Raw genomic sequence first — 14,181 nt, forward strand, 5'->3', positions numbered from 1 at the left:
ACGCGGCCGCCGATGCGGATACAGGTGTCCGTACCCGGAATGTAGAAGAAGCCGACGCCGTGCGTCGCGCAAACCTTCACATATTCAACCGGAGCGGACTTCATCATCGGAAGATCCGCAGCGTTCGCGAGCGACCCCGCCGCCAGAAATACAGCGGATCCTGACAGGGATTGCGCCCAACCCAACCTGAGACGACACCTGTAGCACCCCATCCTGCAGCCCCCCAAACGTCATCCTTCAAAACATGAATGTCATCACGCAAGGTAACGGTTATCATTAAATATTCGTTATCTTCAAATTACAACTTAAATCATCAAATTATTATTCGTGATTACAGAAAATCACACGGCCGACCATGCCCGCCGTCTGCGCCACGACGAAGCGCGCCGCATTGTCCGGCGCCCGACAGTATGTTTTGGTATCTCATATAACAATTGGATTTGGGCGCGCGATCGGGCCAAAAGCTCCGGTCAGTCGCGCCGCAGGAAGAACGCTTCAGGGGGAACGTCGCATGAAGGGCGAAACGCTTCACATTACGCGTCAGAAAACCGGCCGCCCGACGCGCGGCCCCAGCCGCCGGAGCATTGGCCGGCTGGCGCTGGCGCTGGCCATTGCCGGCGCCGCCTTGCCGGCCTTGGCCGATGGCGAACTGAAAATTGGCCAGTCGTCCGTCTACAGCGGCCCGGCCTCATCCTTCTCGACCATTCCCCGGCTGCACGCCGCTTATATGAAGATGATCAATGACACGGGCGGCGTCGGCGGCAGGAAGATTGTATTTCTGTCACTGGATGACGCCTTCACCCCGGCCAAGGCCATCGAGAACACGCGCAAGCTGGTGGAAGGCGAGAATGTGGCGTTGATGTTCGCCCACTTCGGCTCATCCCAGGGCCTGGCCGCCCGCAAATACATGAACGCGCGCAAGCTGCCGCAACTGTTCGTCTCAAGCGGCGCGGCGGCGTTTGGCAACTACAGGGAATTTCCCTGGACGATTGGCTGGCAGCCAACCCTGGTGACCGAGGGCAAGGCCATCGGCGCTTACATCGCCCAGAACCTGGCCGGCAAGAAAATCGGCGTGCTGTATGAGAACGCGGAGTTTGGCCGCGACTATGTCAAGGGGCTGAAGGAGGCGCTGGGGCCGGCAGCGGCCCATATCGTCCGGGAGCTGACCTATGAAAGCGGCGATCCGACCATCGATTCCCAGATCATCACGCTGAAGTCCGCCGGCGCGGAGGTGATTGTCGATGTCAGCACGCCCAAATACACGGCGCAGGCCATCCGCAAAATTCACGCGCTGAACTGGCAGCCGCCCCATTTCATCTATTCGGCCTCCGCCTCGATTGGCGCGGTGATTATCCCCGTGGGCGCGGAAAAAGCCGTCGGCGTCATGTCCGCCACCACCTACAAGGATCCCAACGATCCAAAGTGGAAGGACGATCCAGGCCTGAAGCGCTGGGTCGCGTTCATGGAGAAGTACTTCCCCGAGGGCGACCGTCGCGAGATTTATAACGTGATCGCCTATCTGCAGGCAGAAACGCTGCACAGGACGCTAGAGAAGTGCAACGGCGACTTCTCGGCGGAGAATATCATGAAGCAGGCGACCAGCCTTGATTACCAGCCGGACATGCTGCTGCCGGGCATCCGCGTCCAGACCGGCCCGCAGGACTATTATCCGATCAAGAAAATGAGCCTGACCCGGTTCGACGGCGAGCGCTTTGCGCCGTTTGGCGCGCTGGTTGGCGAGTAGGCGCGCCCCGGACGGCGGGCTTCCGGGTCCGCCCGTTTTCTGCAATGGGCCTGTGGCTATGGGGCGGCGCAATCGCCGCGTCCCGCCGGACGGGCCGTTGACAGCCCGGCCATGGCGGCGCGCACCCCGGCCGCCGGGGCCAGGGCGAGGCCGCGCATGGCGATGGCCTCGGCCATGCGCCGCGCCAACGCCGGATTGGAGAGGTCACAGCCGGTCGGCATGTCCTCCAGCCCCACCCGCACATGCGCGCCCATGGCCAGCGCTTCGGGCAGCAAGGTGAGTGTATCCACGCCGATGCCGCTGAGCATCACCGGCAATCCCGGGGCCAGATCCTCCAGCAGGCGTCGCCAGGCCTCGAAGGCGTATGGCGCGGGCGGGAAGCCAAAGGCGTATTGCGTCGAGAACATCAGCCGGAACACCGGCGGCGGGCAGGCCGGAAAACGGTCGAGCCAGGCGCGCGCCGCCCGGACGAAGCCCGGCTCGTAGATGGCGAAGGCGGGATGAAAACCCCAGCGCACCGCCAGCTCGAAACCGCGCCCGATGGTCGCCGGCGCGTTGGCGTAGACAAATCCCGGCGCGCCGGGACGCTCCGCCAGCGGGTCGATATTGACGCTGCCAGGATCGAGCACCGCCCATTCCAGCAGGCCGCGCCGGGCCAGTTGCTCGATCACCGCATAACGATCCGGCTCAGCCGCGATGGTCGGATAGACGATGGCGTCCACCTTTTCGCGAATGCCCTCGATAATGCGGGCGTATGTATCAGCGCAATCAATCTGCACGCCCGCATCGGGGTCCCAGGCGTGCACATGGACGATGGCGGCGCCCTCGTGCACGCAGGCGACGCCATCGGCGACAATCTCCGCCACCGAGAGCGGCGACAGCGGCTGCAATGCCCGGCCCCACGGACCATTCAGGGCAACTTCAAGCCAGACCCCATGCGTCATGCCCGCGCCCCCTGTCCACGTCGCGCCTTCGGGGAAAGCGCGTGGCCGCCATGCCTGATGCCGGCCGGGAGAAGGTAGGGCAAAAAGCCCGCCTGACGCCAGCGGGAACCACGCCCACGGCCTCACCAGACGCCAGGCAGCAGCCGGTAGCGCACCCGCAGCGCATAGGCCGCGTATCCATCCAGCCCGCCGCGCAACAGCGCATCCTCCCAGGCGGTGCGCACGACAAGAATGGCGCTGGCGATCCCCGCCGGGACCAGCGCCCAGTATGAGCCAAGGGCCAGCGCCAGACCGGCGAACACCATGAAAGCGCCGACGTAACCTGGGTGGCGGACAATCGCATAAGGCCCGGTGGAAATGACATGCTGGCCCCGCTCGCGCTGCAGCCGGACGCCAGGTTCGAAGAAACGGTTAACGGCCTGCGCCCATGCCGCAAGGGCAATGCCCGCCCCAAGCAGCGCATAACCCGAGGCAATAACCGCCGGCGGAGCCGGCGACCACATCATCCGCCCGGCGTCCAGCGTGGCGAGGGGGATTTCCAGCAGCATTGCCGGCAGCATGAACGCCAGCAGCGCCAGATCCCAGCGCTCCGTGCCAGGCTGGAAGCGGCTGCGGGCGCGGAAGATAACCGGGTTGACCCGCGCCAGCGCCAGCGCGGCCACGCCGTAAACAATGACGAGAAAAGCGATGAAGCGCCAACCGGGGGACCAGTCGAGACGCCCGACTGGCCCAAACACCAATGCGACCAGCGCCAGCGGCAGACCCACCGCATAGCCCAGCGCGACCGTGCGGGACATGGGCGGCGGTTCGGTGACCGACATCTGCGCCTCCCGAAAGCCCCCGCCCCTGCGCCGGACGCGCCGCGCCCGGCCGAATCAGGGAGAAAACGCCGTCGCCAGCCAGGTCGTTCCCAAGGTCGACGTTTATGGCCGGCGTTTTATGGCCGATGTTTTGGGATCGGGTCATGGGCGCGGGTCATGAGGGCCGCGGCTCCCCTGCCCGCGCCCGGTCACGATCGCCGTCATTCTCGGCCAGCAATTGGGCGCGGGCCTTCGCCATGGCGCGGCGCGCGGCGTCGTCGACAACCGGAAAATCCAGATCTAGCTTTTCGAGGGCGCCGATAATGGTCGCCGCCACGACGATCCGGGTGAACCATTTGTTGTCAGCCGGCGTCACGTGCCACGGCGCCCTGCTGGTCGCCGTATGGGCGATCATCTGCTGGTAGGCGTCCTGGTAGTCGTCCCAATACTGGCGTTCGGCCAGATCTGCCGCCGAGAATTTCCAGTTCTTGTCCGGCTCATCGATGCGCGCCAGCAGGCGCCGGCGTTGTTCATCCTTCGAGACGTTCAGGAAAAACTTCAGGATCACCGTGCCGTTGCGGGTCAGGTGTTTCTCGAATTCGCGGATGCTTTTGAAGCGCTGTTTCCAGATGTCCTTGCCCACCAGGTCTGGCGGCAGGCCCTCTGCCCGCAACATGGCCTCGTGAACGCGGACAACAAGCGTCTCCTCATAATAGGAGCGGTTGAAAATGCCGATGGCGCCGCGCTCCGGCAAGCGGCAGCCGCCCCGCCACAGAAAATCATGCGCCAGTTCCGCAGCGCTGGGCTGCTTGAACGAATGCACCATGCAGCCCTGCGGATTCACGCCGGACATGACGTGCTCGATCACGCCATCCTTGCCCGCCGTATCCATGGCCTGCAGGACAATCAGCACCGACCACTGCTTGCGGGCATAGAGCCGCTCCTGCAATGCGCGCAGCCGTTTGACGCCGGCCTGCAACAGCAGCTTCGCCTCATCCTTCTCGATGTCGAGGCCGCAGGTTTCGCCAGGGTCGAACTGTTTCAGGCGAAAGGCGTCGCCATCAGTGACCCGGAACCTGCCGACAATATCCCTCGTGCCCGTCATCATGCAGCGCCTCCGGACGCGACCATGCCTGATTGATGATACCAGAGCCTGTGGCGCGTCAGCGCAAGATACGATGCGCCAGAAAGTAAATTATCCGTCTGCCTGCGGCGGCGTCCTCCGCATCGTCTCCGGGCCGCCAACACGTCAACGATAGACATGATCCCGTGTTTTCGTTTCACTGGAGGCGACAGCGGTTCATGGCTCCAGAAAACCGGCCGGGTGGCGGACCGGTGTCCAGGCGAACGCGCGCGTCACATGGCCGGCGGAGGACCCCTTGGATCTGGCGATTTTCTCTGGCGCCATCACGCTCTGGAGCCTGGTGCAGGGCATAGCGCTCCTTTTGAGATGGCGGCGCTTTCCCGAGAGCCCGGACCTTTTCTGGTCGGGCCTCGGCGTGCTCACCATCGGAGTGGGGTCGGCCCTCTATGGCTCGCGCTACTTCGGATGGCCTCACTGGCTGTACGCGACAACCGCCAACCCTGTCATCGTCACGGGGCTGGCGTTCCTGGTCCAGGGCGTCCGGAGCGCGGACGGCCTCAGGTCCAATATATTTTTGCTGGTTTCACCAGCCTTCATCTGGCTCGTCGCCAGCTGTTTCGCGACCTTCCGCGCCACGCCCCTGTTTGCGGTGTGGCTGTTCGCGATCATCGGGTTCGCCTGGGCGGCCATTGCCGTCCGGCAGCTCACGCGCGGCGGCTTGCAGCTTCCCGGACGGCGGCTCCTGGCTGTTCTGTGGGTCTTTATTCTCGCCACCATGGGGGTCAGGGTGGTCGGCGCGGTTGCCATGCTCCCCAGCCTCAGTGACCGCTACGCGGGCACGGCCTGGCCTGTGGCGTTTCTGGCCATGACGGCGATCGCCATCATGGCCATTGGCTATGTCAATCTGATGCTTTCGGACGGGCTGCCGCGCACCACGGCGATAACGGCGGCGCTGAAACGCGGACTTGCCGATCGCCGGTCCGCCGCGCCCCGCGACGGCGCGCTGCTCTGGTCGTTCAGGATCGACCGCCTGCTCTCGGGCAATGCGCCGGCCAACTTCCAGAAAGCCGACATCGGCGATCTGCAGCAGGCCATCGTCATGTCCTGCCCACCAATTGCCGAAGTGCTGCCCTCCGGGCCAGACAGGGTGATCTGGCGAACCGCCCAGGGCGGACAGGCACATGCGCAGAGCTTGCGCGATCTCGCCGATCGCATGGCCGCCATTGTGCAACGCCACGGATTTCCCGGCGTCACCCTGAGTTGTGGCGTCGCCACCTTTAACGACGGCGACAACCCGGCCACTGTCGCGCTGGCCGCCGACCGGAACGCCCTGACGGCCAGCAATCAACGAACATCGTCGCGCATCCAGCAGCCGGATACAGCAGGACGTTGACCTGCCACCTCATCCGCTGCCCGCGTTCACTGGATGATGCACGCGCCAGGCCAGTCGCGGCATGACCGGCCCGCACAAGCCGTGAGGCTGACAGCCAGGAGAATCGCAACAACGATTTTGCTCATGGGCTCTCCGCGTCGCCGTGTTGTATCCGCATTGCATGGACTGGTTTGCGCCGATTTACAGCCACTGGAACTGTACGGCATTTTTTTCAGCGCACAGAAACGCAAAAACCCGCCAACATCGGGCGGGTTTGCGGCTCAGATACCAATTCCGTCATGGAAATTTTGGTAGCGAGGGAGGGACTCGAACCCCCGACACGCGGATTATGATTCCGCTGCTCTAACCAGCTGAGCTACCCCGCCGCAGCGACCTGACGACCTGTCCAGAGGACGCGGCCAGACCGAAGACAGGGCGGATATAGGGGGGCATCGCGCGCCCTGTCAAGGACACCGGTCAAGTTATCCTCATCGTGACGCGAAGGCGGCGGCGGGCGGCGCCAGACGCGAAGAACGCCAGCGCCTGGCGGCGGGGCTCAACCGGCCTTGCGCAACCGCACCAGCTTGAAGAAACCGAACGGCTTGAGCGACTGCACCGCGACCAGCGTGAAGTCACCGCGCCGGCGGGCCCAGTCATCAAGGCGCGACACCTTGAACGCGGAGCTCCAGCCCACTTTGCTGACCAGCGGCGCGATGGCCTCTTCCAGGCGCGCCTGCGCCCCCCCGTCGGCGCCGAAATGGTTGACGAGGATAATCTCGCCGCCAGGCCTCAGCACGCGCGCGAACTCATCCATGGCGCCTTCCGGGTCCGGCACCAGGGTAATCATCATCTGGGCGCTGACGGCGTCAAAGGAGCCATCAGGGAAGCCGAGATGGCAGCCGTCCATCACCACGACGCCCTTCACATGGCTGAGCGCCTTCTCGCGCACCTTGCGCATGGCGAGTTTCAGCATGTCCTCGGACAGGTCCGTGGCGACGACCGTGCAGTCGCCGGGATATTCCTCCAGCGACATGCCGGTGCCAGCGCCCACCTCCAGGATGGTGCGGCCGCAGGCAAGCCCGGCCTGCACCGCCGCCCGCCGGCCCGGCGCGGTGAGCCGCCGGTAGGTCAGATCATAAACGGGAGCCCAGCGAGCATACGCTTTCTTGATGGACGAAATGTCCGGCTGGTCAAAACCATGCCGGGACGCATCGTCGCCGTTGCCCGAAGTGGCGCCCATTCAAATCCCTCTTTCAGGAATGCCCGGAACACTGGCCCGGCGCCGCGGCGCAGCTTCGCGCTGCCCGCTCCGGAACCGGTCCAGGCCCGATCCGTCTCCGTGCACCGCGTCTGGAGAGCGATTTCCCCATCCGTGGAGCCGCTGTTCTGAAATATGTTCTGGCGCGACTGATAGCCGGCCCACGTTAAGAAAATGCGTCGGGCCGGCTTTCACCGCAAGCGCCCTTGCGTCAGGCGCCCATTCCCGTCCGCGCGCCGGCCTGGCGCGCGCCATTGAGCGCATCGCCCGGCGCCGCGCGCGGGGCGCGGTTGATGACGCCGCCGCCGAGCACCCGCGCCTCCGGCCCGGCGCTGTCGTAAATCACACAGGCCTGGCCGGGGGCCACGCCCTCCTCGCCCACCGCCAGTTCGACCTCGGCCTCGCCATCGCGGCAATGCAGCGCCGCGGGCGCGGGCGCGCGGGTGGAGCGGACGCGCACCGCCACCTCCAGGCCGCCGGCCGGCAGATCGCCCCAGGGGCCGTCGCCAATCCACGACATGTCGCGCAGCTTCACCCGGCGCGTCAGCAGCGCCTCGCGCGGGCCAACGATGACCTGGGCGCGGGGAGCATCCAGCGCCACCACATACAGCGGCTCGCCGCCGGAGAGGCCGAGACCACGACGCTGGCCAACGGTGAAGCGGATGATGCCGTCGTGGCGGCCGAGCACGCGGCCATCGACATGGACAATGTCACCGGGCGTCGCCGCCTCCGGCCGCAACTTGCGGATCAGGTCGGCGTAACCGCCATTTGGCACAAAACAGATATCCTGGCTCTCGCTTTTCTCGGCGACGGCCAGGCCGTAGTGGCGGGCCAGTTCGCGCGTCTGACTCTTGGTCATGCCGCCCAGCGGAAAGCGCAGCATGTCGAGCTGCGGCTGGGTGGTGGCGTAAAGAAAATAGGTCTGGTCCTTGTCCGGATCGGCGGCGCGGAACAGGCCCCTGCGGCCATCCGGCAGCAACCGGCTGGAGACATAATGGCCCGTCGCCAGCACATGGGCGCCAATGTCCACGGCGGTGCGCAAGAGATCGGCGAATTTCACCGTGCGGTTGCACTCAACGCAGGGGATCGGCGTCTCGCCGGCCAGATAGCTGTCAGCGAAACGGTCGATCACCGCCTCACGGAAGCGGTCCTCGTAATCGAGGACGTAATGGGGAATGCCCAGCCGGTCGGCGACGCGGCGGGCGTCGTGAATATCCTGGCCGGCGCAGCAGGCGCCCTTGCGATGCACTGCGGCGCCATGATCGTACAGCTGCAGGGTGACGCCGGTGACGTCATAGCCCTGGTCCTTCAGCAGGGCCGCGACCACGGACGAGTCAACGCCGCCGGACATGGCGACGACCACGCGGGTATCGCGCGGCGCCATGGGAAGATCGAGGCTGTTCAACGGCGTGGCGGACATCGGTTCCTGGCTCTTCAAACGTCGCGACGGTGGCCGCGCCCATGATGGCGGACGCAGGCGCCGGCGGCAAACGGCGCCCATCCGCCATTGCGCCGCATCATGCCGGCGGGTGGCGGCCGCGCCCGTGTGATAACCGCAAAGCCGGCCGGACGCCACCTGCCCGCGCCAGGGGCCCGGCGCAGCGCGGATGCGGGTCCCGGCGCGGCGCGGATGCTCATGCGGCCCGCATCCCGCGCCTTTCCCGGTCGCCTGCCCCCGTGCATGGCCGACGGCTGCGGAAAAAGTATGACCGAAGCGTTCCCACCGCCTCCCGCCAGAAGCCCCCGGCGTCCCGCCCCGGCACAGGCGGCGGCTGCAAGGTCATCTGGAGACATCGTTCCGGCGCGGGGTGGAAACACACTGTTCACCACGTTCCATCACGGGAATACCCAAGGTTTTGCTTTAGGCAATTCTTAAAACAGCGCGTGCCAGATTGCCCTCATCGACATGGATCATTGAGTGTATGAGCGTACCATGAGCGAAACCCACCGCCCGAGGGTCAAATACGTGATCGGGCCTGACGGCAGTCCGCTCACCATCGCGGACCTGCCGCCTCCGGACACACGACGCTGGGTTATCCGCCGCAAGGCGGAAGTGGTCGCCGCCGTTCGCGGCGGCCTCCTGAGCCTGGAAGAGGCCTGCAGCCGCTACACGCTGACGGTTGAGGAATTCCTCAGCTGGCAGATGTCGATCGACCAGCATGGCCTTGCCGGACTGCGCACCACGCGCATCCAGCTTTACAGGCAGTGAAACGGCGGTCCCCGCAGGTTCAGACCTGGCGGGGACAGCGCCGTTTCTGACGCTCAGGCCGCCGCAGGGCGGCTTTTTTTGCGCCCGCACCCGTGGCGCTGGCGCAGGAGATTGCGCTCAAGCCTCCCGGAGCCGTGGCCATCGCGCCTGCCATTGCCCGAGACGGACGCGCTCCCGACAGATGTCGCGCTTTCCGCTGGCGAAATGCGGGGTCGGCCGCAGCACGCCGTCCATCAGATCATCCAGGCCAAAGGGCGCGGCGATTTCGCAGCCGTCGCGTCCGGTGCGCCGGACGGCGACAGCCGTCGCCGTTTCGGGCCAGTGGCGCATGGCGTCCATGGTCGAGGCATAGGGTTGATCGCCATTGCGCAGGTGCATCCGCGCCTGGTTTTTGACTGACCAGCCGATGCCGGGAGCCATGGCCAGGAGCTGGCTTTCATATGCCAGGTCCAGCCCCTTGTCTTGCCGGGACGCATCGAACCAGACAACGTCCACGTCGCCATCAGACGGCGACGGCCTGCGACCGTGCGCCCAATCCCACACCGTGTTGCGAATGAAACCCGCGCCAATCCAGCAATCCGGCAGTTCGAGGTCGCGCACACACGCCAGCAGCCGCCAGCACAGCGGGACAGCCCGCAGAATGGCGACAAGGTCGTCGGCGCGGCCCATCTGATGCCCCTGCGTCATGGCAAGTGACCTGGAGTCAAGCGACCTGGAGCCATGTGAGCTGGAATCAGGTGAACGGGGTCACGTCAGGCCGGAAACGCTTGCCCCGCGAGCGGCGCCGCCGTTTTGCGCAACCACAGGCTGGTTTCCATCGCGCCCTCCGCCAGCGGCAGCCAGCCAACGGCGGCCTGGGTCTGGTCTGGCAGGTTGCGGCCAGCCCAGTGGCTGGCGAACACCAGTTCATACGCCCCGCCCTGCAACAGGGCGCCGACGACCGTCTGCTCATTGTAGCCGCGCCAGGTCCAGCTTTCGGGATAGGGCTCTGGCAGGAAGATATCGTGGATGTGGACGTAAACGCCCGCAGGCAGGCGCGGCAACACGTCAAGCAGCAACACGTCCACGTCAGAGCCGGGCATGGCAATGTGGCTGGAGTCGATGAACAGGATGTCGTTGGCGCCGAGGCCCGCAAACAGCTCCCGGTCAACATCCTCCGCCAGGGCCGCGACATGCCGGGCGCCGGTTTGGGCGAGGGTGGCGCGCGGCGCCGGATCAATGGCCAGCAATGTCGCCGGGTCAGCGTCCATGTCGGCGAGCGCCCGCGTCAGGAAACGGGTGGAATGGCCCGAGCCGATCTCGATGACGCGCGCCGGATGCAGGCGCCGCACCATGGCGTAGGCCGCCGCCGCGTCAAGGCGGGGAAACCAGCTCTGGCCCCAGCGCAGCCCAGGGCCCGAGGGCGGAATTGCGCGCAGGGCCGCGCGCAGCCGGGCGATGTCCTCAAGCAGCGCCGCCATGCGCGGCGCGGCCTCGCGGAATAACGGCTCCAGCGCCGGGTAGGCCGGCCGCAGATGCGGGCGGGCATGACGGTAGGGAATGAACCAGCCGCCGCCGGCCTGCCCGGACAGGGCCCGCAACCCCAGCCGCAGGCGGCGCAACCGCTTGCGGGCGCCGGCGCCGAACGGGCGCAACAGCTGGTCAGCGACCCGGGCGCGCCAGGCGCGCAGGATGAGGGCGCTGGCCGCCGCGCCTTCAACCGGATCGAAAGCTGGAGCCGGATCGCCACCTGACTTCGGCGCGGAATCGGGGCCGTTGCTCACCCGGCGGCGCCGTCATGGGAACTGCCCTGCTTGTCCTTGGCGGCTTCGGCCAGGCGTTCCTGCATGACCTTCGACAGGCGGGAGCGCTCGAACAGCACAACGACCACCAGCGAGAACGCCAGGGGGATCAGCAGGTAAAGCAGGCGGAACACCAGCAGCGCCGCCAGCACGTCGGCCTTGGGCACGCCGGGCATGGCCATGATGAACACCGCCTCCAGCACGCCGATGCCGCCAGGGGCATTGGAGGCCAGGGCGACGCAGAACGACGCCACGAACACGCCCAGCACGATGAAGAAGCCCGGATTGTAGGCGTCAGGCAGGGCGAAATAGATGATGCCGGCGGCGCCGATCAGCTCAAGCGGCGCCGCGAAAAGCTGGCGGATGACGATCGGCATGCGTGGATAGACGATCGAGAAATTGCCAATGCGCCAGGGCCGGAATTCCTTCCACGAGCCATAGACATACAGCGCCACCAGCAACAGCAGCGCGACGCCGGCGCCGAAAGCCCAACCCTGGGGGATATCGAAAAGCCGCTGGATGATGTGCGGCTCGCCCACCAGCACGAGGCCGCCCAGCAACACCGCGCCAAAACCGAAGGTGAAGGAGCACAGGGCCACCAGCACGCCCACTTCGGCAAGGCTCAGCCCCATGGCGCCATAGGCGCGCAGCCGGACCATGGCGCCAGAAAACACCGAGGCGCCGATATTGTGGGACAGGGCGTAAGTCGTGAAGGACACCAGCGAAATCACCGGCCAGGGCAGGCTCTTGCCCAGATGCAACAGGGCGATGCGATCGTACCAGGCCAGGGCGCCGTAAGCGACGACGGTGGCGAAAACCGCCCCTATCCAGTTTTTCAGCGGAATGGCGCCGATGGCGCCGGAAATCTCGGCAAGCGAGATCCCCGACAGCTCGCGATACAGCAGCCAGCCCGCGAACACGACCGCGCACAGGCCGACGACGGGCCAGATATAATCAGCGTACTTTCTCATTTGCCAGCCGGCCCGGGGTCATGCGCGCCGGAAGGAAAGTGCGCGCCATTGCAGGTGTGCCCCAGCGCCGGAGACGCCGCAAGCCAGAACTTCAGGTGGGAGGAAATGAGCCGGTTACAAGGCCCGGCGCGGGGTCGCGACGCCACGACGCACGTCATGCGGCGGCGCCGTGGCCTTGCCGCGCCGCCGGGCCCGCGTCTGAACGGATTTGAGCTTTGCATCGGGTTGCGCATGGCCCTGGCGGCAATGACAAAACGCACGCGCGTCATCCGGCATTGGCGCGGCGACGCGGATAGCCTCGGTGACGCCAATGCCAGAAGCCCCTGCCAGAATCAGGACCGGAACGGGCGGCCGGATCAGGCCCCGAGACGGGCGGCGCGGGCCGGACCGGGACGCCAGTCGTCAGCGGCGCGCTCGCGGTCATCCATCGCCTCGGCGGCCTTCAGGTCTTCCTGCGCCTCGTCCAGCTCGGCGCGGGCCTCGTGCAGCTGCGCCTTCAGTTCGCCAGCGGAGCGCAACAGATTGTCCCGTCGCGTGCGGGAGGCGGCGGCGTAGGTGGAATAGGCGAAATGCTCCGGATCGGCGATGCCGGTCCGCGCCTCCTCCTGACCAATCTCCCGCTCAAGTTCGGCGGCCATGCGCTCGAATTCTGCGGCCATGGTTTCAATCTGCATGACGCGACGGCGTTTGCCATCGGCCTGAAAGCGCTTGAGCCGCAACAATGTATCACGCGATTTCATGAGCGTCCCTGGCTCCCCGTCCAAGGCCGGCGACGTCCCCCGCAAGTCGCAGCCCTGGGGAAGGCGTGCGACGCGCCACCGGCTGTCACACCGGCGCCACGCAAGGCGGAGGCTTGCGCCGCTGGCGCCAAACCTTGGGCAACAATGCCTTGGGAAGGTTGAGCCTTCCTTACCGCCTGGCGGCCGCTGTCCACATGGCGCCCTGATTTTGGCGCCTGTTGGCAACATTTTGTTTACCATTGACGACCAGATTGGCATGACCGGCGCCGGGCGGCGGCAGATGCGCAGCCCGGAGTCGCCAGAATCACTTGCGTCGATTCGTTAATCCAGTTCATTAACTATTTTTCGGAACCTAAAAATCTGATTTTTCAACAGCATGGACACTTTCTTGTCACCATCTGACAGACGACCTTGCTAGCCTGAATCAGATTTTGTTAACCGTTAGTGGTTAGCGTTTCGAATCGGATCGACAGGGCGGCCAGCGCCGATGGCGGCAACGGCGGCCATGGAGGGCGCGTGCCCGTAACCGATACGACGTTGGGGAGCCGAGATGCGCGTTCTGCTCATTGAAGACGATAGCGCGACTGCGCAAAGCATCGAGCTGATGCTCAAGTCCGAGAGCTTCAATGTCTATGTCACCGATCTCGGTGAGGAAGGCGTCGACCTCGGCAAGCTGTATGACTACGACATTATCCTGCTGGACCTGAACCTGCCGGACATGTCGGGCTACGAGGTGCTGCGCTCGCTGCGCGTCGCCAAGGTCAAAACGCCGATCCTGATCCTGTCCGGCCTCGCCGGCACCGAGGACAAGGTGCGCGGTCTCGGCTTCGGCGCCGACGACTATCTGACCAAGCCGTTCCACAAGGACGAGCTGATCGCCCGCATTCACGCCATCGTCCGGCGCTCGAAGGGCCACGCCCAGTCGGTCATCATCACCGGCGACCTGGTGGTCAACCTTGACGCCAAGACGGTGGAAGTCAGCAGCCAGCGCGTGCATCTGACCGGCAAGGAATATCAGATGCTGGAGTTGCTCAGCCTGCGCAAGGGCACGACGCTCACCAAGGAGATGTTCCTGAACCATCTCTATGGCGGCATGGACGAGCCCGAGCTGAAGATCATCGACGTCTTCATCTGCAAGCTGCGCAAGAAGCTGGCCAACGCCTCCTACGGCAAGAATTACATCGAGACGGTCTGGGGCCGCGGCTACGTGCTGCGCGAGCCGGCCGGCGAGGAGCGGATCTCCGCCTGAGGCCGCGCGGCGCACCAGCTGCCCCATCA

14 protein-coding genes and 1 tRNA gene are annotated in these 14,181 nt (G+C 65.6%); 4 read left to right on the forward strand and 11 right to left on the reverse strand.

Translation table 11 applies throughout. The features are described from left to right. A partial coding sequence (locus tag ACERNI_RS03065) for a porin (RefSeq protein ID WP_448831810.1) occupies positions 1-212 on the reverse strand: 212 nt, incomplete at its 3' end. A gap of 299 nt (positions 213-511) precedes the next feature. Here ACERNI_RS03065 and ACERNI_RS03070 point away from each other — a divergent pair. Beyond that, positions 512-1,744: an ABC transporter substrate-binding protein gene (locus ACERNI_RS03070; protein ID WP_448831811.1), complete on the forward strand. Its 1,233-nt coding sequence runs from the start codon at positions 512-514 to the stop codon at positions 1,742-1,744. Positions 1,745-1,800: 56 nt separating this feature from the next. Here ACERNI_RS03070 and ACERNI_RS03075 read toward each other — a convergent pair whose 3' ends face one another. The 3 genes from ACERNI_RS03075 to ACERNI_RS03085 form a co-directional block, all read right to left on the reverse strand. Beyond that, positions 1,801-2,688: a 3-keto-5-aminohexanoate cleavage protein gene (locus ACERNI_RS03075; RefSeq protein ID WP_448831812.1), complete on the reverse strand. Its 888-nt coding sequence runs from the start codon at positions 2,686-2,688 to the stop codon at positions 1,801-1,803. Positions 2,689-2,810: 122 nt separating this feature from the next. Continuing rightward, positions 2,811-3,509 (reverse strand): methyltransferase family protein, encoded by a 699-nt coding sequence (locus ACERNI_RS03080; RefSeq protein WP_448831813.1) that lies wholly within the window; start codon positions 3,507-3,509, stop codon positions 2,811-2,813. Positions 3,510-3,663: 154 nt separating this feature from the next. Continuing rightward, positions 3,664-4,596, reverse strand: coding sequence for a polyphosphate kinase 2 family protein (locus ACERNI_RS03085; RefSeq protein ID WP_448831814.1), 933 nt, complete (start codon positions 4,594-4,596; stop codon positions 3,664-3,666). Between the two features lie 271 nt (positions 4,597-4,867). Here ACERNI_RS03085 and ACERNI_RS03090 point away from each other — a divergent pair, with 271 nt between their 5' ends. After that, positions 4,868-5,965 carry a hypothetical protein gene (locus tag ACERNI_RS03090; protein WP_448831815.1) on the forward strand — a complete coding sequence of 366 codons (1,098 nt, stop codon included), beginning with the start codon at positions 4,868-4,870 and terminating at the stop codon, positions 5,963-5,965. A 288-nt stretch (positions 5,966-6,253) separates the two neighbouring features. On the opposite strand, the gene ACERNI_RS03095 is transcribed toward ACERNI_RS03090, so the two are convergent. The 3 genes from ACERNI_RS03095 to mnmA all read right to left on the reverse strand — a co-directional run bounded on the left by ACERNI_RS03095 (position 6,254) and on the right by mnmA (position 8,607). Further along, positions 6,254-6,330 (reverse strand) — tRNA-Met (locus ACERNI_RS03095). Positions 6,331-6,500: 170 nt separating this feature from the next. After that, positions 6,501-7,184, reverse strand: a complete 684-nt coding sequence (locus tag ACERNI_RS03100; protein ID WP_448831816.1) for a class I SAM-dependent methyltransferase — start codon at positions 7,182-7,184, stop codon at positions 6,501-6,503. A 229-nt stretch (positions 7,185-7,413) separates the two neighbouring features. Beyond that, positions 7,414-8,607, reverse strand: coding sequence for a tRNA 2-thiouridine(34) synthase MnmA (mnmA, locus tag ACERNI_RS03105; protein WP_448832141.1), 1,194 nt, complete (start codon positions 8,605-8,607; stop codon positions 7,414-7,416). Positions 8,608-9,135: 528 nt separating this feature from the next. On the opposite strand from mnmA, the gene sciP reads away from it, so the two are divergent. Continuing rightward, complete coding sequence (gene sciP / locus ACERNI_RS03110) at positions 9,136-9,411, forward strand: CtrA inhibitor SciP (RefSeq protein ID WP_132008342.1); 276 nt, start codon at positions 9,136-9,138, stop codon at positions 9,409-9,411. Between the two features lie 117 nt (positions 9,412-9,528). Here sciP and ACERNI_RS03115 read toward each other — a convergent pair whose 3' ends face one another. From ACERNI_RS03115 to ACERNI_RS03130, 4 genes are all read right to left on the reverse strand, one after another. Further along, positions 9,529-10,098, reverse strand: coding sequence for a nucleotidyltransferase family protein (locus tag ACERNI_RS03115; protein WP_448831817.1), 570 nt, complete (start codon positions 10,096-10,098; stop codon positions 9,529-9,531). Positions 10,099-10,163: 65 nt separating this feature from the next. Continuing rightward, positions 10,164-11,174, reverse strand: coding sequence for a class I SAM-dependent methyltransferase (locus ACERNI_RS03120; protein ID WP_448831818.1), 1,011 nt, complete (start codon positions 11,172-11,174; stop codon positions 10,164-10,166). Next, complete coding sequence (locus tag ACERNI_RS03125; RefSeq protein WP_448831819.1) at positions 11,171-12,163, reverse strand: lysylphosphatidylglycerol synthase transmembrane domain-containing protein; 993 nt, start codon at positions 12,161-12,163, stop codon at positions 11,171-11,173. Before ACERNI_RS03125 ends, ACERNI_RS03120 begins: the two co-directional genes overlap by 4 nt. 356 nt (positions 12,164-12,519) lie before the next feature. After that, positions 12,520-12,903 carry a flagellar export protein FliJ gene (locus ACERNI_RS03130; RefSeq protein ID WP_448831820.1) on the reverse strand — a complete coding sequence of 128 codons (384 nt, stop codon included), beginning with the start codon at positions 12,901-12,903 and terminating at the stop codon, positions 12,520-12,522. Positions 12,904-13,453: 550 nt separating this feature from the next. Between ACERNI_RS03130 and ctrA the strand changes: the two genes are divergently transcribed. Continuing rightward, on the forward strand, positions 13,454-14,152 hold the full coding sequence (gene ctrA / locus ACERNI_RS03135) for a response regulator transcription factor CtrA (protein WP_132008351.1): 699 nt from the start codon (positions 13,454-13,456) through the stop codon (positions 14,150-14,152). The last annotated feature ends 29 nt before the right edge of the window (positions 14,153-14,181 follow it).

It is taken from the genome of Camelimonas sp. ID_303_24, from assembly GCF_053543495.1.